16 protein-coding genes, 1 tRNA gene and 1 other RNA gene are annotated in these 21,188 nt (G+C 44.4%); 9 read left to right on the top strand and 9 right to left on the bottom strand.

Translation table 11 applies throughout. The features are described from left to right. Positions 1 to 22: 22 nt before the first annotated feature. Positions 23 to 1,681, bottom strand: a complete 1,659-nt coding sequence (locus tag AC1HCU_RS05375; RefSeq protein WP_480369951.1) for an AMP-binding protein — start codon at positions 1,679 to 1,681, stop codon at positions 23 to 25. A 229-nt stretch (positions 1,682 to 1,910) separates the two neighbouring features. Between AC1HCU_RS05375 and AC1HCU_RS05370 the strand changes: the two genes are divergently transcribed. The 7 genes from AC1HCU_RS05370 (at position 1,911) to AC1HCU_RS05340 (ending at position 9,463) form a co-directional block, all read left to right on the top strand. Further along, a complete protein-coding gene (locus AC1HCU_RS05370) occupies positions 1,911 to 2,402 on the top strand; it encodes a DoxX family protein (protein ID WP_480369948.1) in 492 nt (163 codons plus the stop codon). Between the two features lie 64 nt (positions 2,403 to 2,466). Then, the gene (locus tag AC1HCU_RS05365; RefSeq protein ID WP_480369945.1) at positions 2,467 to 4,128 is read left to right on the top strand and encodes a Gfo/Idh/MocA family protein; all 1,662 of its coding nucleotides are present in this window, start codon (positions 2,467 to 2,469) and stop codon (positions 4,126 to 4,128) included. Positions 4,129 to 4,289: 161 nt separating this feature from the next. Then, complete coding sequence (locus AC1HCU_RS05360) at positions 4,290 to 5,441, top strand: integrase core domain-containing protein (protein ID WP_480366261.1); 1,152 nt, start codon at positions 4,290 to 4,292, stop codon at positions 5,439 to 5,441. Between the two features lie 155 nt (positions 5,442 to 5,596). Next, on the top strand, positions 5,597 to 7,069 hold the full coding sequence (locus tag AC1HCU_RS05355) for a Gfo/Idh/MocA family protein (protein ID WP_480369942.1): 1,473 nt from the start codon (positions 5,597 to 5,599) through the stop codon (positions 7,067 to 7,069). Positions 7,070 to 7,159: 90 nt separating this feature from the next. Next, a complete protein-coding gene (locus AC1HCU_RS05350) occupies positions 7,160 to 7,933 on the top strand; it encodes a 3-keto-disaccharide hydrolase (protein ID WP_480369940.1) in 774 nt (257 codons plus the stop codon). 63 nt (positions 7,934 to 7,996) lie between these two features. Further along, on the top strand, positions 7,997 to 8,893 hold the full coding sequence (locus AC1HCU_RS05345) for a sugar phosphate isomerase/epimerase family protein (protein ID WP_480369937.1): 897 nt from the start codon (positions 7,997 to 7,999) through the stop codon (positions 8,891 to 8,893). A 210-nt stretch (positions 8,894 to 9,103) separates the two neighbouring features. After that, on the top strand, positions 9,104 to 9,463 hold the full coding sequence (locus AC1HCU_RS05340) for a DUF3127 domain-containing protein (RefSeq protein WP_480369935.1): 360 nt from the start codon (positions 9,104 to 9,106) through the stop codon (positions 9,461 to 9,463). Positions 9,464 to 9,648: 185 nt separating this feature from the next. Here the strand turns inward: AC1HCU_RS05340 and AC1HCU_RS05335 are convergent. The 8 genes from AC1HCU_RS05335 to AC1HCU_RS05300 all read right to left on the bottom strand — a co-directional run bounded on the left by AC1HCU_RS05335 (position 9,649) and on the right by AC1HCU_RS05300 (position 19,396). After that, a tRNA-Gln gene (locus AC1HCU_RS05335) sits at positions 9,649 to 9,719 on the bottom strand. A 108-nt stretch (positions 9,720 to 9,827) separates the two neighbouring features. After that, positions 9,828 to 10,778: an IS30 family transposase gene (locus AC1HCU_RS05330; RefSeq protein WP_480371079.1), complete on the bottom strand. Its 951-nt coding sequence runs from the start codon at positions 10,776 to 10,778 to the stop codon at positions 9,828 to 9,830. A gap of 205 nt (positions 10,779 to 10,983) precedes the next feature. After that, on the bottom strand, positions 10,984 to 12,276 hold the full coding sequence (gene tyrS, locus AC1HCU_RS05325; protein ID WP_480371076.1) for a tyrosine--tRNA ligase: 1,293 nt from the start codon (positions 12,274 to 12,276) through the stop codon (positions 10,984 to 10,986). 159 nt (positions 12,277 to 12,435) lie between these two features. Further along, positions 12,436 to 13,890, bottom strand: coding sequence for a TrkH family potassium uptake protein (locus tag AC1HCU_RS05320; protein ID WP_480369932.1), 1,455 nt, complete (start codon positions 13,888 to 13,890; stop codon positions 12,436 to 12,438). Positions 13,891 to 14,105: 215 nt separating this feature from the next. Continuing rightward, positions 14,106 to 15,806: a tetratricopeptide repeat protein gene (locus tag AC1HCU_RS05315; protein ID WP_480369929.1), complete on the bottom strand. Its 1,701-nt coding sequence runs from the start codon at positions 15,804 to 15,806 to the stop codon at positions 14,106 to 14,108. Positions 15,807 to 15,976: 170 nt separating this feature from the next. Further along, positions 15,977 to 17,089, bottom strand: coding sequence for a 4-phosphoerythronate dehydrogenase PdxB (pdxB, locus tag AC1HCU_RS05310; protein ID WP_480371074.1), 1,113 nt, complete (start codon positions 17,087 to 17,089; stop codon positions 15,977 to 15,979). A gap of 2 nt (positions 17,090 to 17,091) precedes the next feature. Next, positions 17,092 to 18,561: an NADPH-dependent glutamate synthase gene (gene gltA / locus AC1HCU_RS05305; RefSeq protein WP_480369927.1), complete on the bottom strand. Its 1,470-nt coding sequence runs from the start codon at positions 18,559 to 18,561 to the stop codon at positions 17,092 to 17,094. Positions 18,562 to 18,613: 52 nt separating this feature from the next. Then, positions 18,614 to 19,396: a sulfide/dihydroorotate dehydrogenase-like FAD/NAD-binding protein gene (locus tag AC1HCU_RS05300; RefSeq protein ID WP_480369924.1), complete on the bottom strand. Its 783-nt coding sequence runs from the start codon at positions 19,394 to 19,396 to the stop codon at positions 18,614 to 18,616. A 204-nt stretch (positions 19,397 to 19,600) separates the two neighbouring features. On the opposite strand from AC1HCU_RS05300, the gene ssrA reads away from it, so the two are divergent. Continuing rightward, positions 19,601 to 20,002, top strand: a transfer-messenger RNA (tmRNA) gene (ssrA, locus tag AC1HCU_RS05295). Between the two features lie 310 nt (positions 20,003 to 20,312). Beyond that, positions 20,313 to 21,143, top strand: a complete 831-nt coding sequence (locus AC1HCU_RS05290; protein WP_286860713.1) for a Cof-type HAD-IIB family hydrolase — start codon at positions 20,313 to 20,315, stop codon at positions 21,141 to 21,143. Positions 21,144 to 21,188: the final 45 nt, after the last annotated feature.

The raw sequence follows: 21,188 nt of genomic DNA, 5'->3' as shown, positions 1-21,188 counted from the left end.
GTACCAATGACTGATGTATAACTCATTGCTGTTGGTATTTGAACCGCTTGATGCTTCGTTTGGGTGTTTTTTCAAACTCTTCGGTGTGAATGCGAAAAGAAGTTATTTTGCTGTATGCAGGTAGTTTGGCATTGATGTCGCCGATGATCCTCCCCATGAAGTCTGTCAGGTGATCGTCCGCGATACTCTCGGCCTGCAGTGTTTCATAATTGGGGACAATCAATGCCACGATTTTGTGGTTTTCTTCAATGACCAATGACTCATTGACAAACGGGGAGCCATTAATCTTTGCTTCTATGTCTTCGGGGTAGATATTCTGTCCCGAAGGCCCCAGAATCATATTTTTATTCCTCCCCCTGATAAAAACAAAGTTATCCCGGTTGAGGGTACCCAGATCGCCGGTTTTCAGCCAACCATCTTCGGTGAAGGTTTGCTTTGTAGCCTCCTCGTTCCTGTAGTAACCCAGCATCAGGTTACTGCCTTTGGTCAGTATCTCTCCGACAATATTTTGCGGGTCTGCAGAATCAATCTTTACCTGCATCCGATCTACCACTTTTCCGCTGGATCTCATTTTATAATTGGTCCAGAAAGAATAGGAGATGAGAGGACCACACTCGGTCATGCCGTAACCCACGGTATAGGGGAATCTGATTTTCCGCAGAAACTTTTCCACGTCGTCATTCAATGCTGCACCTCCAATGACCACCTCCACCAGATTGCCGCCAAAGAAGTCGATCATCGACCTCCGCACCTTGTTGTAGACAATCCTGTTTAGCAGAGGTATTTTTATGAGTGAAGCAGCTACTCCCTTGTTAAGTTTCGGTAAAACGTTCCTGGTGACTATCTTCTCAATGATGAGCGGTACGGCTAGCACCAGCCGGGGTTTAACACGGGCAAATGCTTCCAGCAATATTTTGGGTGAAGGTGTCTTCCCCAGAAAATGGATGTGGCAGCCCATTGAGATGGAGTTGAGTATCTCAAAAGCAAGTCCGTAGGTATGTGCCATCGGTAGCATGCAGACAATGCTGTTACCGGGTTGTATGAATTCGAGATTGTCGTTGGCGAATTTGGTGTTAGACCACAAGCTGCGGTAGGGTAGCATTACCCCTTTGGGGCTACTGGTAGTGCCCGATGTATAGTTAATTACGGCAAGCTCTTCGGGCCTGTCTGTGCGAAACGAGAGATCGTTGACAAAGAATCCCTTTTTATATTTCTTCTCAAAATAGGCCGGAGCATCGTGGGCGAACGCGGTTACCTTCTCGGAGACTGTCTTCAGCAGTGCAAAGTCGTCGAGTGAAAATACATTCTCTACCTTAGGCAGGGTGGTGTCATCGAGCTCAATCCATATACTTTTATCGACAAAGAACATCTTTGAATCGGAATGATCTACGATAAATTGCACACTCTCCCTGTCAAATTCATGAAGAATGCTTACAGCCACTGCTCCATAGGAGAGTGCGGCAAAGAAAACGATTGCCCAGCGGGCGGAATTCTTTCCGCAGACCGAGATCTTATCACCTCGTTGTATGCCTGCAGCATTGAAATAATCGTGAAGCTGATCGATCTCACGGGCAAAATCTTTATAATAAAAGGTCCTTCCCTCAAAGTCGGTCATCACCGGCGCATTCCAATGAATGTGTATGCTCTGTTCAATTAAACCTAAAAAACTGTTTTGATTCATCTGTTTTTTTGTCTTAATAACTCTTTCGCCAGATTAGAACAATTGAATGAAAAGAATGTTTAAAATTGAAATCATGACTGGAAAATTAACGTTGAGCCGATACTTGTTTGAGGAATATGAACTATTCTATCCGTAAAATTTCATTTTCATTTTTTTTTGTCTTACTTTTACGCAATATTTATCTTGTTTATAGCAGAAAGAGCTGAAAATCGAAATAGTCGTTTTTAATATGAAGAGAGTGTCTCAATATAGTAAACTGCAATTATATGCATTGTTTACATTGCGCGTATTTATCGGATGGTATTTTTTATACGAAGGATTGGCAAAAGTATTTACACCTAACTGGTCGGCGTATGGTTATCTGATCGACTCAAAAGGATTTTTTGCACCATTTTTTCTACAATTGGCTGAAAATCCCGCCATGCTATCGGCTGTCAATTTTATCAATACATGGGGACTCACACTTGTGGGTTTGTCACTTATATTGGGTCTGTTTACCAAAGCAGGTTACATGGGGGCTATTCTTTTTTTGCTGATGTTTTATCTTTCACATCCACCGCTGTTGTATGCGGCATATATTCTACCAACCGAAGGTTCTTACCTGTGGATCGATAAAAATCTGATCATGCTGGTGGCGGTTCTTGTATTGATGCTGTTTCCAACATCCAGGATCATAGGGTTTGACAGTTTGCTGACCCGTAAAAAACATGAATTAAGCTGACGATTGATGACCGGTATTTAGCGGCGTTCGACAAAAAAACATATATTCAGGGATTTTAGTTTTTATGAGCGAAGAAAAGAACGACATACAGAAAGAAAACGAAGACAAACCGAGAAAAAAGGTTTCTCAGGGGCGCCGGGATGCCCTTAAAGCAATGGTAGCAGTGCCCGTGTTGGGGGCAATGGCCTATGGCGTGTATCAAAAGAAAAAAACGGAACTTAACAACCGCAATGCGGCCGAAATGTTCCGTTTTAAAAGTGATCCGGCTGCATATGTCCCTACAACATCTGATGCGCCGGTGCTCCGGTTGGGTATTATCGGTTACGGGATTAGGGGTAAGCTATTGATGCAGGCTCTTGGTTTTGCAACACCTGCCTACATAGAAAACCTGAAAGAACAGGGACGTATTAATTCAGAAGATACCCGTTACCGTGATTTTCTGGAACAAGAGGATTTGCGGATAGAGATTACGGGTGTATGTGACATCTTTGATGTATATGCCGAAGACGCCATCCGGGCGGGCTCCAATATTTACAGAGAGGGCGAAAACGGCCGGTATGGCCGTGAACCCAAACGTTATCTAAATTATAAGGAGTTACTTGCAGCACCCGATGTGGATGCCGTTGTGATTGCTACCCCCGACCACTGGCATGGTACCATGGCCATGGATGCTGTCAGGGCAGGGAAACATGTCTACGTAGAGAAACCATTGACGTGGACAGTTCCCGAGACCTACGCACTCCGTAGTGTCGTAAAGGATAATCCGCATCTCATTTTTCAGTTGGGGCATCAAAACAGACAGATTGAGGCCTATGAGCGTGCCCGCCAGATAATTGAAAAAGGATTACTGGGAAAAATCACCCTCATTGAAACCGGTACTAACCGGAACGATCCAAACGGTGCCTGGGTTTATCCCATTCATGAAAAAGCAAGCCGGAGTACCATCGACTGGAAGCAATTTGAGGGAGAGCCGGAACGCATTAAAGAATATATGGATTACATGACTTCCGCAGGCTTGACGAAATATGTAGGTCCGGAGTCTCGGGAAAAATTCAGTCTGGAGCGTTTTTTTCGCTGGCGTTGCTGGTGGGATTACAGTACCGGCCTAAGTGGCGATCTGCTGACGCATGAATACGATGCGATGAACCAGATCCTTAATCTGGGTATTCCTTCGTCGGCAAGTTCCTCCGGCGGTGTTTATTTTTTTAAGGACGGACGTACCGTGCCCGATGTGTTGCAAACGGTTTTCGAGTACAGGGATAAGGACCTGACAATGCTCTATTCTGCCACACTTGCCAATCAGTTTAAACGCAGCAGAAAGATTATGGGACATGACGCCACCATGGAGGTAGGCAACACCCTTACCGTGACTGTGGATCCACGAACCGAACAGTACCGCCAGAAAATTGAACAGGGTATCATAAAACCAGGAGAACCATTTTATACCTATGTCCCCGGTCAAAGCGTAGATGCCGTCTCCTCGGCTACAGAACGTTATTTCTTGGAACGGGGTTTGCTTTATTCCTTTATCGGCGGAAAACGTTACAACACCACTTTTCTGCATCTGAAGGAATGGATCGACTGCATCCGCACCGGAAAACAACCTTCTTGCGGCATTGATCAGGGATTTGAAGAGGCCATCACGGCGCACATGGGAACACGGGCCTATCTGGAAGGGAGAACAATGTACTGGGATAAAGACAATGAATTGATAACAAGAGAATAAATCATTATTAACTAAAAGTTAACTGATAAATATCAGTACATCGTTGACACTTTTGTATCATCAGATCGTTGACAATTTAATTGTCTAACTGTATCATCAGTTCGTTGACAAATAATAAAAGTGTTCTTTGAAATATTGCATACTTTGCTATCAAAAAAATTATGGATAGCGAAGAAAAATTAAGACAAGATGCAGTGAATCTGTTTCTCAAAAAGGAATCTATCAGTAAGATAGCATCAAGCCTCTCGAGAAGCCGCCAATGGGTCTACAAATGGATCTCAAGATATGAGAACAACCCCTCTCTCGATTGGTACAAGAATGAGTCAACAGCACCCAAGGTACAATTGAAACGTTTACCATTAGATGTTGAGCAATCCATTGTAGAAGCAAGAAAGCGTCTTTCTTCTAATCCTTATTCACAGAACGGGGCAATCAGCATTCTCTACGAACTGAAACGGTTAGGAATAACCACCCCCTCTGTCGCAACCATTAACAGGGTTTTGAAGAAGAAGGATCTGATAAGAAAAAAGAAAACTTCAACAGGCACCTTCAAAGAGTATCCGATTCACTATCATGATGTTCAGCAAATGGACTTGATTGGTCCCCGGTATCTGAAAGGTGGTTTTAAGTTTTACATTTTCACCATTATAGATAAAAATAACCATCTTGCAGGAGTATATCCCATAACCAATAAATCGGCAAATGTTATAGTGCCTTGTCTGGTTGATTTTTGGATCCTGTATCAGATGCCGGACTATCTTCAAATGGATAACGAGTTATCTTTCAGAGGTAGCAACCGGCATCCCAGAGGGTTGGGACTTCTATTAAGGACGGCTATCAGTAATGGCGTGACTCCGCTTTTCATACCCCCAGCCGAACCCTGGAGAAACGGGGTTGTAGAAAAGTTCAATGAAAGAGTGCAGAATCACTTCCTTTCTACTTACTTTTCCTCTCTGGAAGAAATGCAGGTAAAAGCGATGGAGTTCTCAGCCTTTCACAATGCCGAACACAGGTACTCATCGCAAAACAACAAATCTCCAAATGAGATGCTCCAAGAGATGAAATACCTGGCTAAGCTCAAAAGAGGGATAGACCTGAGTAAAAAACCAGTAATCGAAGAAGGTCAGCTGATCTTTGTCCGATTCATCAGGAGTGACTTGAAGCTTCATCTTTTGAATAGCACCTTTGAAGTGTCAGAGAAACTCGTCTACTCTTATGTGGAAGCGATCGTCCAAATTGATAAACATCTTTTGATCGTCAAACACAAAGAAATGATTTATCACTACTTTGAATTTGTGATGCCCTTGTCTTAAAAATATGCAATATGTCAATGATCTCTTGATATATGACCTTCCTTAGAAGGCCCAAACCCTATAGGGTTTGTAAACGAGGTGATGATACGTCTAAGAAACTTAGAACTGTCAACGAAGTGATGATATGTAACAGTTAACACCTAAAAAAAGTACTTATGTCATCAAAAATTTCGAGAAGAAAATTCTTAGGAACCAGTGCTATTGCAGCAGCTGGTCTTACAGTAGTGCCATCATCGGTGCTAGGGAAGAGTATGGGTTATACAGCTCCGAGTGATAAGCTGAATATCGCCGGGGTAGGCGTTGGCGGAATGGGATTTGCTAACCTGAAAAATCTGGAAAGCCAGAACATTGTGGGCCTTTGTGATGTGGATTGGAAGTACAGCCAACGTGTTTTTGATCATTTTCCAAAAGCAAAAAAATACTATGATTACAGAAAAATGTATGATGAGCTGGGAAAAAGTATTGATGCCGTGGTGGTGGCTACAGCCGACCATACCCATGCCATTATTGCCGCTGAGGCTATGACTATGGGTAAGCACGTTTACGTGCAAAAACCACTTACCCACAGCGTCTATGAATCCCGTTTACTGACCAAGTTGGCAAAAAAACACAAAGTGGCTACCTGTATGGGAAATCAGGGTTCATCAAGACCTGGTGTCCGTCAAGTGGTCGATTGGATCAGCGATGGACAGATTGGGGAGGTGACAAGGGTGGAAACATTCACCGACCGGCCTATCTGGCCACAGGGACTGATGACTCCGAAAGAAGTGCACAAAGTGCCGCAAACGCTAAACTGGGATCTCTTTATCGGACCGGCCAACAAGCGTCCTTTCAATAACGTGTATCATCCATGGAACTGGCGCGGATGGTGGGATTTTGGTACAGGGGCATTGGGTGATATGGCTTGCCATATTCTTCATCCTGTATTCAAAGGGTTGAATCTGGGTTATCCGACGAAGGTGCAGGGATCGTCTACCATGTTGTTGAACGATTGCGCTCCCAATGCGCAGATGGTAAAATATATTTTCCCACGGCGTGATAACCTGCCAAAGGTGGCAATGCCTGAAGTAGAGGTTTACTGGTACGACGGTGGACTTCTACCGGTGCGTCCTGAAGGTGTTCCTGCAGGCAAAAACCTGAACGACCAGGGTGGAGGAGTAATTTTCTACGGAACAAAAGATACCCTTATCTGCGGTTGTTACGGTGTAAATCCATGGCTGGTATCGGGTCGCAATCCCAATTCCCCGAAAACGCAGCGTGAGGTGACCCTTTCCCACGAGATGGATTGGGTACGTGCATGTAAAGAAACTCCTGAGAACCGCGTTGAAACAGCTTCCCCCTTCTCAGAAGCAGGTCCTTTCAATGAAATGGTTGTCATGGGTGTACTTGCCGTGAGACTGCAATCGTTGAATCAGGAACTTGAATGGGACGGTGAAAACATGCGTTTTACCAACATCCCTGCCGACGCAAACATCCGTACCATTATTGAAGATGGATTCAAGATTACCGACGGGCATCCCACCTTCAAGAAGACTTGGACTGAGCCTGTGAATGCTACCGAATATGCGAATGAACTGATCAAACATACCTATAAGAACGGCTGGAAATTGCCGGAAATGCCGAAGTAAAAATGATTCAGAGGGAATAATGATGAAGCGAAATCATCATTATTCCCTTGCTGTTTAATAGTTATCTGTTTAATTAAAAAGAAAATAGTTATGAAAAAAGTTTATTTATTTAGTTTACTCATAATGACAGCAATGATAGTTATGTCATGCACCAATACAAATAAACAATCAAATGCCACGGAATCCGCTGATTCCACTGTAGTGGCTGCAGCCGATGAAGGCTGGATTACGCTTTTCAATGGTACCGATTTTACAGGCTGGCGCGGTTATAACCGTACTGATGTACCTGCTGCATGGACCATTGAAGATGGTGCCATCAAGATTAATGGTTCGGGTATGGGTGAAGCCGGAGCAAAAGATGGTGGCGACATCATCTATGATCAGAAATTTAAGAATTTTGAGCTCACTTTCGAGTGGAAAGTGTCGCAAGGCGGCAACAGCGGAGTTTTCTACCTTGCTCAGGAGGTGGAAGGAAAACCTATCTATGAATCATCACCCGAATATCAGGTTCTGGATAATGAGAGACATCCCGACGCAAAATTAGGAAAGGATGGAAATCGCCAGTCGGCCTCCCTGTATGACCTCGTTCCTGCCGTTCCCCAGAATGCAAAACCTGCAGGAGAATGGAATACTGGCGGAATCATGGTATACAAGGGGACGGTTGTTCACTCCCAGAATGGAGAAAATGTGGTAGAATATCACTTATGGACCGATGCATGGAAAGAGATGGTCTCAAACAGCAAGTTCAAAGACTGGCCTAACTTCCTGAATGCAGGTGGTGAAAACCAGGAAGGATACATTGGTCTGCAGGATCATGGTGACGATGTGTGGTACAGGAACATCAAAATTAAAATACTGGATTAATCATACACATAAAAGAATATTTTCTCCCCGGGGAGAAAATATTCTTTTATAAAAACAGATACAATGAAAAAACATTCAATATTACTTAGTGCGACGTTTCTGTGTACTTTGTTTATTTTCTCAGGTTGTATTCAGGGACAACAAAAAGCTGAAACTGCTCCTGCAATAAAAAAAGAAATTTACTTGCAGCTATACTCCGTGCGGGATGACATCAAGTCCGACTATGCCGGTACTATTGCCAAGGTGGCTCAAATGGGTTACACCGGTGTGGAAACTGCCGGTTATAAAGACGGGAAGTTCTATGGGTTGGCTCCTGCCGATTTCAAAAAATCGATCGAGGATGCTGGCATGGTAGTGTTGTCGTCTCATGCAGGCAAACCCCTGGCTGAGCCAGCCTCCAAGACCAACTGGGATGAAACATGGGCATGGTGGGATACCGCTATTAATGCCCACAAAGAAGCCGGGATGAAATATCTGGTGGTTCCCTGGATACCTACCCCCAAAACATTGGACGATCTGAAGGCTTACAGCGACTATTTCAACAAGATTGGTGAAAAATGTAATGCTGCAGGTATTCGGTTTGGATATCACAACCATAACTTCGAATTTACCAAAGTGGAAGATGAGCTGATATATGATTATCTGCTTAAAAATACCGATCCTACGAAAGTATTCTTCCAGATGGATGTCTACTGGGTAGTCATGGGACAAAAAGCTCCGGTAGATTATTTCAATGAATATCCGGGACGTTTTGAGATCCTCCATATTAAAGATAGCAAAGAGTTGGGTCAAAGCGGAATGGTAGGATTTGATGCCATCTATAATAACGCTGATAAAGCCGGTGCCAAATATATGGTCGTGGAAGTGGAAAGATATACCGGAACTCCTTTCGAAGGAGTGAAGGAAAGCTACGACTTCTTGAACAACGCTGCTTTCGTGAAAGAGAGCTATTCAAAATAATCACTCTCTTTGAAGGAAAATTTTTGCCCGGGACTTTCGTTCCGGGTTTTTTTTAACTCTCTTGCGAGCTGCTGTTGAAAACTTAACCCGAAAAAGTCCTTTCCTGAGGGAGAAAATGTCTATTTTTGCCGCTGGAAACGAAAATTCCGATGGGTGGTTATTCTTCTGGGATATGAATTTGTTTCCGATCAATCAGTAAAAAAGACAATCATGCAATTTATAGCGAAACTGGTGGAGATCCTTCCGTTACAGACGGGTAAAGGACGGAACGGTGAGTGGAAAAAACAGGAGATCATTGTGGAGACGGCAGGACAGTATCCCAAAAAAGTATGTGTGTCCATATGGGGTGATAAACTTGATGGGGTAAACCTGAAAAAGGGACAGGCATATGATATCTCTTTCGATATAGAAAGCCGTGAATTTAACGGCAGGTGGTATACCGATGTGAAAGCCTGGAAGATCACACCAGAAAACAACTTAAAAGAGGAAGTCCCACCGGAATATGCGGATGAGTTGCCTGCCGACGGCTTTCCCCCTGTACCTGGGTACTACGATGAGACTCCGTTTTGACCAGGGAAAGCTCTGTGGGGCACATTTACTTTCTCGGGGTGGATACCTTTACATTTGAAATAAAAGGGAATAACCAATCAAATTCGATAGGTTCAGACAAGGATCCAGACTGTAGAAAACATTTAATGAATAGCTTTTAAAAAAAATAACCGATTGAAAATCAATCGGTTATTTTTTTGATGTTGTTGTCCCACAAGGATTCGAACCTTAACTGGCTGAACCAAAATCAGATGTGCTACCATTACACCATGGGACAATCCTTATCTGCTTCGTGAAAAGCAGTGCAAAAGTAGTACAATAATTTTAACGCTGCAAATTTTTCACCTGCAAAGATGTCGCCCTAGAGTCAACCAGCAAGTGCAATTTAGTAATAATTTTTGTAAAACTCTATTTTAGGATTGCTAAAGTCTAATTTTTCTCTTGGTCTTCTGTTTAGTTTATGCTGTATTTCTTTTATTTTCTCATCGGAATAATCTTTAAATGTTGCTCCTTTTGGGATGTATTGCCGGATTAATTTATTGGCATTTTCAACAGCTCCTTTTTGCCACGATGAATAAGGATCAGTGAAATATACCGGTACTTTCAACTTTTTTGTTATCAGTTCGTGTGCTGCAAACTCGGATCCGTTATCTGTCGTAATGGTTTTCAGTTTGTCCTTGTAAGGCAGCAACATGGCAATGACTTCCTTGCAAACCTGCCTGGAGTCTTTGCCCATAGGCAGTTTTCTCATCATTATAAAGTTTGTTTTTCTTTCTGTCATTGTCAGTATTATTTCCTTTTCTCCGTTTCCTATCATGGTGTCCATTTCAAAATCTCCAAACCGGCTTCCGTCGGCTTCTTTTGGCCTTTGGCCAATACTTTTTCTGTTGGGTATGTTAGTGGCAGAACCTACGGGTCTTTTTCTGTATTTGAGCTTGTGGCGGCAGTGCTTGTAAAGGTTTCCTCCCGATTTCCTATCTTGCCTGATCCATTGATAAATAGTCTCGTGAGAGATAGATATTTGATTATATTTTGCGAGATATCCGCTGATTTGTTTGGGCGACCAGTCCTTGCGAATGAGACGGATTATTTTCTGTTTAATCCATTCGGGCGTAGATTTATTGCCCGGCAGACGCTCTTTGCGTTCTTGGGCCATCTGGTGTGCCAAACGCCATGAATAGACTCCGCTTTTGTTTTTGTTGCGGCCTATCTCTCTATATACAGTCGATGGACTGACCTTTATCGATTTGGCAATTTCTGTTTTGCCCGTTCCGTTTTGTAAGCCTAAATAAATGGCGTACCTTTGTTCTGAAGTTAACTGTTTGTATTTTTTCAACATAAGCAACATAATAGTTAATTTTAGGGAGACTCCGGTCTCCTTTTTTGTTTTTATGTTGCCGGTTGACTTTTTGTTTTTTCTCAAAACCCCTTGTGTATTTTTGAAAGGGGATTTTGAAAAAAAACAATTAAGATAAAAGGTGTGAGGTAATCAAATCTTTTGCACTTCTAAGTTGAACTTAGACGCAAGTATTACAGAAACCTTATTCCGCAACGAGCAGGAAATAATTTTTCTTCCCGCGCTGAGCAAGAATGTATTTATTGCCGATCAGACAGGATAGATTAATAATCTCATCGTGTGATTCCAGCTTGTCTTTATTGATCATTACGCCACCAGCCTGCACGGTTTTGCGCATCTCACCCTTGGAGGGAAAGACTGCCGCTTCATCGGTAAGCAGGTCCACCGCTTTGATACCCGTAGCCAGCTTGTCTTTTGCAATGGCAAACTGGGGTACACCTTCAAATACTTGTAGAAATGTTTCCTCGTCTATGGCATGTAATGTTTGTGAGGTAGATTTCCCAAAAAGGATCTCGGAGGCATTCACCGCCATTTCATAATCCTCCCTCGAGTGTACCATCACGGTGATTTCTTCTGCCAGTTTCTTCTGTAGGGGACGCAAATGGGGCGCTGACTGCTGTTGTGATACCAACGTCCCGATCTCCTCTCTTGTGAGAGAGGTGAAAATTTTGATATACTTCTCTGCATCGGTATCACTCACGTTGAGCCAAAACTGATAAAACTTGTATGGGGATGTATAGCGCCGGTCGAGCCATACGTTTCCACTTTCTGTTTTCCCGAACTTCCCGCCGTCGGCCTTCGTGATTAGCGGGCAGACCAGGGCATAGGCCTCGCCTCCTTCCACGCGGCGTATCAATTCTGTGCCCGTGGTAATATTTCCCCACTGATCGGAGCCTCCCAATTGAATACGACACCCTTTTTCCCGATACAAATGCAGAAAATCGTATCCCTGCAATAGTTGATAGGAAAACTCTGTGAATGACATTCCCTCACTTGACTCACCGCTGAGACGTTTCTTTACGGAATCTTTCGCCATCATATAATTTACGGTGATATGCTTTCCTATATCACGGATGAAATTGAGAAAAGTGTAATCTTTCATCCAGTCATAATTATTCACCAGCACAGCTCTGTTGGGAATATCACTCTCAAAATCGAGGAATTTTGCCAGCTGGGTTTTTATTGCTTCCTGGTTATGCCGCAGAGTTTCTTCATCAAGCAGATTTCTTTCCGCCGACTTCATGGAGGGGTCGCCAATCATTCCCGTGGCACCCCCTACAAGGGCTACGGGAGTATGCCCGGCACGCTGAAAGTGCTTCAGCATCATTACCCCCACCAGATGTCCTATATGCAGCGAATCGGCTGTGGGATCTATTCCCAGGTAGCCGGAGGTTTGTTCTTTCATTAATTGTTCTTCCGTACCGGGCATCACATCCTGTATCATCCCGCGCCAACGGAGTTCTTCCACAAAATTCATGTTCATGTAAGCTGTCTATGGGTTTAAAAAGTACTGCAAAGATACAAAAAGTAATCGGGAATGCGGAAATCATCAGTCAATTCATCGACGGGAGACCTTGCGTGAGGCTTATCTGAACGGCTGTTTCTTCAGATTTGGATGGATCATTCTGCAGTACTGTTAACTCTTTCTCTTCAATGAAAACATCATAAAGAGTGCGAATACGTTCATGATTTCAAGACGTCCCAGCAACATGTTGGCAGAGAGAATGAATTTTGCCGCATCGGGCATTTGGCTGAAATTACCCAATGAGCTGACACTACCGAAGCCCGGCCCCACATTTCCTAGCGTAGCAATGGATGCCGATAAGGCTGTCATTCCGTCTATTCCCATGGCAGCAAGCAGCAGTGTTGTGAGCGAGAATGTAAGAATATAAAGAATAACAAATACCATAATCTGCAGCTCCAGATTTTGATCGATCGTCTGCTTGTTCATTTTCAGCGCAAACACCCCTTCGGGATGCAAAATCAGTTTCAATTGTTTTTTCAGGGTTCCGAAAAAGAGATAGATACGATCAAATTTTATTCCCCCCGCTGTGGAACCTACCATCCCGCATTGAACGGAAAAATAGAGAAGCAGAATAACAGAGAAGATGGGCCAGTTTGCGGTATCCACCGTGGCATAACCGGTGGTACTTACAAGAGAAACGACTTGAAACGCGGCAAAGCGGAGCGACTCCCAAAAACCATAAAAATGATTTCCGGTCAGCTGCAGGGAGATCAGCAAGATTCCGGAGAAGATTACCATCACATACATGCGTGTGGGACGGGAGTTAAACAGGTTATACTTTTTCCTCGTCATTGTTCCGTAAATTAACCCGAAATGCATACTGCTTACAAGCATGAAGAATGTGATGATTATTTCAATCCATACGCTGTCGTAGGCCGCGATACTTAAGTTTTTGGTCGAGAATCCAGATGTGGCAACAGTGGTGAATGAATGACACACGGCATCAAAAAAACTCATACCTGCCGTTATCAGTAAAATCATCAGGATGAGAATCAACGAGAGATAAACCATCACAACGATGCGGGTGATATGTCGCGAACGCATGGCAAAACTCATTTTCGATAAGTCTGACACCTCTGCCCTATAGAAGCTGGACATGGCGCCTCTTTTTTCGGGAAGTACCAACAGGACAAACAGGATAATTCCCACTCCACCGATAAAGGAGGTGGAAGAACGCCAGAAAAGTAACCCTCTCGGAAGGGCTTCAACGTTGTTTACTATACTTGCTCCCGTAGTGGTATAACCCGATACGCTTTCGAACAGAGCATCGGCCACCGTATTGAATTCGCCACCCCAGATTAAATAGGGCAACATACCAATAATACAGGTGACAAACCAGCCTGTCACGCTGATGGATAAGCCTTCATGAAAATTCAGCAGGACATTTTTCCCAACGAAAAATTGAGGTAAAACACCCAGTACTCCACATGTCAAGGCACTTATGATTAGTGCATTCAATGATTGTTCATTATTGAAGAAAGATATGGCTGCGGAGATAAGGAGGAACAGCGAATTAAACAGCAGGATGTATCCCAGGTACTTTATTACTACTTTTGTACGGATCATATCAGTTGTCCTTATCCGTTGTTCACTTTTTTGCAACGGCGTTGTATTTAGCGGGCAAAGTTACATGTTTTTCATCAATTCACTTCTTCAAACCTTCCTTTTTTCATAAGGCAAATGCATGTCATCGTCTTTGCAGAGCCGGTCTGAGAAACGGCACAAAAAAAAGTGGACCTCGTCGGGCCCACTCTCTTATTCCGGTAGCGTATCCGCATTGCTTATTGTACAATTGATCTGAATTCCTGATTGGTACGATACTTTGCAAATTCCAGGTCGTTGGCAGCCCTGGCGGCAATGGCACGGTCGCGCCCAATTGCCGTGCGCAGGTTTGAAACTACATCGTTGAAGTTGTTTGTACGTGAAGCAATGATGGCCAGCAGATAGGCGGTAGTGGCATCGGGAGCTTCCACTGATTCCAGTGTTTGTTTGGCCTTGTTGTAATCCCTTACCAGCAGCTGGGCCAGACCGGCATTGTTGGTTCTGTTGCTACCGTAAGAACCTACTGCCTGATTATAATTACCCTGCAGAAGGCTGAGCAAGCCCATCGCCTCATCTAGACCTGCAGCACCTGCTGAACGTCCCATCAGTTCATTTGCAGTTTGCAGGTCGTTGTCCATAATGGCCAGCAGGGCTTTGTTCATATTGACTTCAGGAGCCGAAGGGTTGACCTGTGCAGCACGGTCGAACGACTGTTTTGCTTTTGCATAGTCACCTTGCTTATAAAACATGGTACCAATGTTGTTCCAACCTCTGTAATCGTTCGAGAAATTGGCAGTGGCATACTGATAGATACGTTCTTTTACTTTCTCGTCGTCGGTGAGAGTAGAGGCGTACAGCAGTTCTTCGACCGACAGTTCTTTCGGGTTGTTTTTCCAGGCAGTCATGATCTCCTCGTCGGACTTACCAATTATTTCAATATTAGCAGTGATGCGTGAACGGCGCAGTTGAGGTAGAATGGTCTCAGCAAGATCTTCAAACACATAAGAGATGTTCTTGATTTCTCTCTCGCGCGTTTCCGAGTCGGGATACATTTCCAGCACCCTTAAAATAAGTTCTTTATCCTGCAGGTTGGAGGCAGAGACAAGCTGACGGAAACCATCCCAGTCTTCGGCCGTGTAGCGGGCATATACATCCGTATTAACATTGCGCTTGCTTAATTCGTTTTCCAGATAGCTGGATGTGTTCTTTTCACGCTGTGCGGCAAGCTGCTCGTTGAGTGAAAGTCCCCCGTCGGGAGAAGCGTAGGCCGATACTTCGACGTTTACGTTTTGCTTTGGATCGTTAAATGCTTGTTCCACGCGGCGCTTCCATTCTGTCAAGTCGCGTTTGTTCAATTCACTCTGGCGCAAGTTAGCCTGCTGGATCACGAACATGATGTTGGCCTCCTGTGCTTCCTGGATGATCCGTTGAAATCCGTCATCCGCCACAGAGGGCGTGGTGGTTTTTACGTCGGCAAGTGCTGAAGTGGCAATCACTCCGTCAGCTACTTTCAGGTCGGGCAGGATGGATTGTTTGTTTTTGATTCTGCCGTCGAAGCGAAGATAGAGCTCCGATGACTGCATTTCGGCCGTGTAGGGAAAGGTGGAGGTGATGGTGAAATTGCCACCTCTGCTGTTGGAGATTGTCACCCTGTTCCCGGATATGTTCTCGCCCTGATAACTGAAAGGAGTTCCGGTTACTTCACTGTTCCCGAATTTTAAAACGGGAGTGATGGTAACAGTAGCGTTTTTATGGAACCATTTTTCGGGAAAGGTGCCGTTTACGGTTACAGGGATTTGATTTCCCACCGTCTCCAGTGGAGAGGGAGTCACATTGAAATTGTTTTGTGACAACGGTTTAAGTTTGCTGCTGCAGGAGGTAGCAAACAAAACTGCCGACACTGCGATAAGAAGCGATAAAAGATTTGATTTCCTGTTCATTTGGATAAAGTTTAATATGAATTTAATTGATCAATTTTCCAACAAGTTACAGCAGACAAATATATTCAATTCTGTGCAATTAAAAAAGAGCTATTTACCTTATTTAACGCTAAATTCTACTCTCTGAAGCACTGGTTACCACACGAATCGAGTCTGCTTTTCTAATTCCTTTACAGCTTAAATCCGAGTTGATGTAGTCTCTCGGAAACCGGGGGGGCGGCATTTACAACCTTATATGCCGGATACTCTCTTCTTAACGGATAGTGGGAACGAAACCAATAAAATTTTTCTGGCGATAGTTTGAGTACGCCGGTTTCATTCAAAGGATTATAAGTATGCCATACTGCGTGAGACAGTTGTGTTGCGGGGGATATTTTACTGAGATCGATGACCGGCAGTAGGGGAGCAGGAATATTCTCGTATTTCGGACTGATGTCCAGGCCAAAGAAATTATTCAGGTTTTCAAGGCTCATCCTGGTGGCTGTCCACTTGCCATCGGCGCTGTATCCGGCAATATGTGGCGTGGCAATATCTGCCAAAGCGAGTAGCTCCCTGTCTATTTCCGGTTCATTCTCCCAACAATCAATCACTATCCCGGAGATTTTACCTGAATGGAGTGCATTTATCAGCGCTTTATTGTCTGTGATACCCCCACGCGCCGCATTGATGATGAAAGGTTTTCTGGCAACGGTGTGCAGAAATGACTCATCCGCCAGGTGGAACGTGGCATATTTTCCGGTTTTTGTCAGGGGAGTATGAAAGGTGATGATGTCTGCTTGTTGTTTTATCACCTCGAGCTCCACAAATTTACCATCGGTATTTCCTTCTTCTTCCTCCCTGGGCGGGTCGTTCAGCAGCACGTTCATTCCCAGCTTCCGACAGGCTACCTCAATCTTGCTACCTACATTTCCAACTCCCACAATTCCAATGGTTTTGTCTTGTAATCTAAATTGATACTTTTCGGCCACGCAGAGCAGGGAGGCTGTAATATATTGTTCCACCGAGTTCGCATTGCATCCCGGTGCGGTGCGCCAGGTTATCCCGTGTGAATCGCAATAGTCCGTATCGATATGATCGTATCCTATGGTGGCCGAACAGATCAGCTTCACAGCGGTACCGTCAAGTATCTCCTTGCCGAAGTGTGTGACGGTACGCACGATCAGTGCGTCCTTTTCTTTGATTGCTTCGCGGGTAAATTGATTTCCGGGCAGGTACTCCACTTCGCCGAATTGTTCAGCCACCCCTTTCAGGTAAGGGATATGTGCATCGGCCAGAATCTTTATCTTCATAACGGGTGATTTAAATGTGCATGCATTGCTTTGGCAGCTTTCCTTCCATCGCCCATTGCGAGGATCACGGTGGCTCCGCCGCGAACGATATCGCCACCGGCATAAATCATTTCGTCGGCGGTCTGCATGGTATCGTTGTTTACGACGATGGTGCCCCACGAGGTAATTTCCATTCCGGTGAAAGTCTGCGGAATCAGCGGGTTGGGGGAGACTCCGACACTCACGATCACTTCATCGACCTCCAGCCAGAGCGTGTCACCCTCAATGGGTACCGGGCGGCGACGGCCCGACTGATCGGGTTCTCCCAGCTGCATCCGCTGCAGGAGCATCCGTTGAACATGTCCCCGCTCATCTCCTTCGTAACGAAGCGGGTTGTGCAGCGTGTAGAAGTCGATACCCTCTTCTTTGGCATGTTTGATCTCTTCTACACGAGCCGGCATCTCTTCTTCCGAACGACGGTAGATGATCATGGCCTTCTCCGCACCCAGTCGGCGGGCGGTACGTACTGCATCCATGGCTGTATTGCCACCACCAATTACCGCGACCTTCTTTCCCTTGTATACCGGTGTGTCACTTTCGGGGTCGGCTGCCTGCATCAGGTTCACGCGGGTGAGATATTCGTTGCATGACATGATACCAATCAGGTTCTCCCCCGGAATATTCATAAAGTTGGGAAGGCCGGCACCGCTTCCGACAAAAATACCACTGAATCCTTCTTCCCGGAGATCTTCCTGTGAGATAGTCTTTCCCACGATGCAGTTTGTTTCAAACTTTACACCCATTTTTTTGAGCCCGTCGATCTCTATGTCTACGATCTCGTTGGGTAACCGGAATTCGGGAATACCGTATCGAAGGACCCCTCCCAGTTCATGGAGGGCCTCAAATACGGTGACATCGTAACCGAATTTGACCATATCTCCGGCAAAAGCCAGACCCGCCGGCCCTGAACCCACGACGGCAATTTTAATGCCGTTGGCGGGTGCTGTCAGTGGAATGGATATGTTTCCGCTCATCCGCTCGTAGTCAGCTGCAAACCGCTCCAGATGGCCAATTGCAACAGCTTCTTTCTTTAGTTTCAGCGTATAAAAACATTGACTCTCACATTGACGTTCCTGAGGGCACACACGCCCGCATACCGCCGGAAGGGCGCTGGTTTCTTTTAGTGTACGGGCTGCCTCCAGGTAGTCGCCCCGCTCGATGTTCTTGATAAATTTCGGGATGTTGATTTCCACAGGACATCCGGTGATGCAGGTAGGATCCACGCAATCGAGACAGCGGTGTGATTCCTCTCTGGCAAGTATTTCTGACAGGCCAAGGTTCACTTCGTCGTAGGTATGGCTGCGTACCTCCGGATCCACCTCGGGCATCTTCACCCGCGGGATGGCTGTACGGTCTTTGTTCTTCATCGATTTTCGCAGGGCTTCGCGCCACTCCTGTGCCCTTTCTGCCTGTAAATATTCACTCATTTCTTATGATTGTTTCTTCTTTGTTGGTAACCTGAAAAATAGGCCGGCCTGATCAGTTATATGCCTTTAGCCGCATCAACATCTCATCAAAGTCCACCTGATGCGCATCGAACTCGGGCCCGTCGATACAGACAAATTTTGTTTTTCCGCCTACGGTAACACGGCAGGCACCACACATGCCGGTGCCGTCCACCATGATGGTATTGAGTGAGGCAAGTGTGGGCACCTCGTATTTTTTTGTCAGTTGTGCCACAAACTTCATCATGATGGCGGGGCCAATGGTAACGCAAAGGTCTACTTTTTCCCTTTGTATTATTTTTTCCACTCCGTTGGTAACCAATCCCTTTTCTCCGTATGAACCGTCGTCGGTCATGATGATAACCTCATCGGAATATTTGCGTACCTGCTCTTCCAGTATGATCAGTTCTTTTGTACGTGCCGCCAAAACGGTGATGACCTTGTTTCCCGCATTCTTCATGGCTTCAATGATGGGAAGCATGGGAGCTACGCCAACGCCCCCCCCTGCACAGACAACGGTGCCGAAGTTTTCAATGTGGGTAGCTTTTCCGAGCGGACCCACCATGTCGGTGATGTAGTCACCTACTTCCAGCCGGCAAATCTTTTCAGACGATTTACCCACGCGCTGGATAACCAGCGTAATGGTACCCTTTTGGGGATCGGCTGCAGCGATGGTGTAAGGGACACGTTCCCCCTTTTTTCCCACACGTACAATTACAAAATGACCTGCTTTGCGGCTTTTTGCTATGAGCGGTGCCTCCACTTCAAAACATACAACTTTCTCTGAAAAATTCTCTTTTGTGATAATCTTGTTCATATACGATCGGTTACTATGCTACAAAATTACATATTTTTTCTGTGAAATTTAAAGATTGATATGATGTTTCATTCGCGCTCATATAACACAGGAGTTCATTCTAAGGTATATGAACAGGATGGGATGAAAAATATTTGGCAGAATTAAACCAATTGTCTAATTTTGTATCTTATTCTTTAGCAAAGATGCGTTCTTTCACAATATGGGGTTGACCGGTATTGACAGCGGGTAGAAGAGGTTTGTAAGCATGCAGTGCGTTGTTGATTTGCACTTTAATCTCAATTGGCAAAGCTATAACTGGCAATAATAACAATTACGCTCTTGCTGCGTAACCGAAGTACAGTAGGTTAACGCTTAATCCTGTCACATGTGACAGGACAAGACATCACCCGGAAGCTCTGGCTTCGAAGCATTCCGATCAGGTGGTGCAGGTAAATCGGAGATAGGATGGGAGAGGCTTTGGCTCCCTTTCGAAATTAAGAAGATAAGGATTGAGTTTGGTGGCTTCAGTCGCGCTCTTTCCCGACAAATAAAATGAAGCTAAGCATGTAGAAAGCAGATTGCTTCCTCGTTTGGACGAGGGTTCGAGTCCCTCCAGCTCCACAAAAAAGGGTGTAAATCTCATAATTATTTGATTTGCACCCTTTTTTATACCCGTTAATTTTCTTTTTCACGTTTCACGTTATTACTTTTTATTCAGATAGCTTTTGTAAGATAAAAGCTTTTTTTGAATAAACCGGTTCATTGATGCCAATCTTCTCTGCTGTTTCACGAATAGTATATCTATCGCGATACAACAGCATAAACACTTTGCCCATCTTGTATTTTCTAAATAAATTCACTGGATTTGTTGTATCTTCTAGATACAATTCATTAGATTTGTTGCTAAATATATGTTCAATCCTTTTTTCCACTAATGAAAGAGAAAGACTATAAACTGATAGCACTTGATATGGATGGGACACTACTAACATCCAATAAATCGATACTTCCTGAAACGATTGAAGATATCAATGCTGCCGTGAAAGTTGGAAAAGATGTGGTGTTCAGCACCGGTCGAGGACTCGTTGAAATGAAATCGTTCTTTGAGCAAATTCCTCAAATTAACTACGCGATAGTCTTTAGCGGTGCTGTAGTATATAATATTACGGAAAAAGAAATTATTTATTGCGACTCAATCCCCCAACAAGTCGCTTTAGAGATTATCAAAATAGCAGATGCTTTTCAAGCCATGGCACACTTACTAACATTGAATGAATCAATCGTCGATAAGAGGCAAGTACAGCAAATGGCTGAATACAACATGAAAATTTATCAAAGTTCTTTTTTAAAAATAACGACGCAGGTTGATAGTCTAGCGGAAGCATGCATAAACTACCCCTCTTTTCCGAAAGTAAATATTTATTTTCGCAGGCGAGAAGATCGCATGGCGGCATATGAACAATTAAAATTATATCCGATTACTTTTGCTTTTGCTGAAGAAGCTTCTTTGGAGATGTCTCCTCTAAATACCACAAAAGGAACTGCACTTTTGCATCTTGCATCCCATTTAGGAATTGATGTGTCAGAAACTATAGCCGTAGGAGATGCAGATAATGATCGAGATATACTTCTAAAAGCCGGACTGGCTGTTGCAATGGAAAATGCCAACAAGGATATAAAAGAAATGGCAGATGAGATTGTAACCGATAATGACCATAACGGAACGGGAGAAGCTATCAAAAAATTTTTACTACAACTTCAATAGTGTTGGAGCGGAACTAAGATAAATCCAGTAGTCGGCATAAACAAA

The sequence above is a fragment of the Proteiniphilum sp. LBM24028 genome (genome assembly GCF_056629195.1).
The sequence above is the reverse complement of the archived record's forward strand: the minus strand, read 5'-3'. Positions and strand labels throughout refer to the sequence as shown.

Coding starts and splice junctions, on each gene's coding strand:
- gltA (WP_480369927.1), bottom strand. CDS start 18,561: ATGAGTGAATATTTACAGGCAGAAAGGGCACAGGAGTGGCGCGAAGCC.
- AC1HCU_RS05340 (WP_480369935.1), top strand. CDS start 9,104: ATGCAATTTATAGCGAAACTGGTGGAGATCCTTCCGTTACAGACGGGT.
- AC1HCU_RS05315 (WP_480369929.1), bottom strand. CDS start 15,806: ATGAACAGGAAATCAAATCTTTTATCGCTTCTTATCGCAGTGTCGGCA.
- AC1HCU_RS05375 (WP_480369951.1), bottom strand. CDS start 1,681: ATGAATCAAAACAGTTTTTTAGGTTTAATTGAACAGAGCATACACATT.
- AC1HCU_RS05300 (WP_480369924.1), bottom strand. CDS start 19,396: ATGAACAAGATTATCACAAAAGAGAATTTTTCAGAGAAAGTTGTATGT.
- AC1HCU_RS05355 (WP_480369942.1), top strand. CDS start 5,597: ATGTCATCAAAAATTTCGAGAAGAAAATTCTTAGGAACCAGTGCTATT.
- AC1HCU_RS05345 (WP_480369937.1), top strand. CDS start 7,997: ATGAAAAAACATTCAATATTACTTAGTGCGACGTTTCTGTGTACTTTG.
- AC1HCU_RS05365 (WP_480369945.1), top strand. CDS start 2,467: ATGAGCGAAGAAAAGAACGACATACAGAAAGAAAACGAAGACAAACCG.
- AC1HCU_RS05350 (WP_480369940.1), top strand. CDS start 7,160: ATGAAAAAAGTTTATTTATTTAGTTTACTCATAATGACAGCAATGATA.
- tyrS (WP_480371076.1), bottom strand. CDS start 12,276: ATGAATTTTGTGGAAGAACTCCGTTGGCGCGGGATGATACAGGATGTG.
- AC1HCU_RS05320 (WP_480369932.1), bottom strand. CDS start 13,890: ATGATCCGTACAAAAGTAGTAATAAAGTACCTGGGATACATCCTGCTG.
- AC1HCU_RS05370 (WP_480369948.1), top strand. CDS start 1,911: ATGAAGAGAGTGTCTCAATATAGTAAACTGCAATTATATGCATTGTTT.
- AC1HCU_RS05360 (WP_480366261.1), top strand. CDS start 4,290: ATGGATAGCGAAGAAAAATTAAGACAAGATGCAGTGAATCTGTTTCTC.
- AC1HCU_RS05290 (WP_286860713.1), top strand. CDS start 20,313: ATGAAAGAGAAAGACTATAAACTGATAGCACTTGATATGGATGGGACA.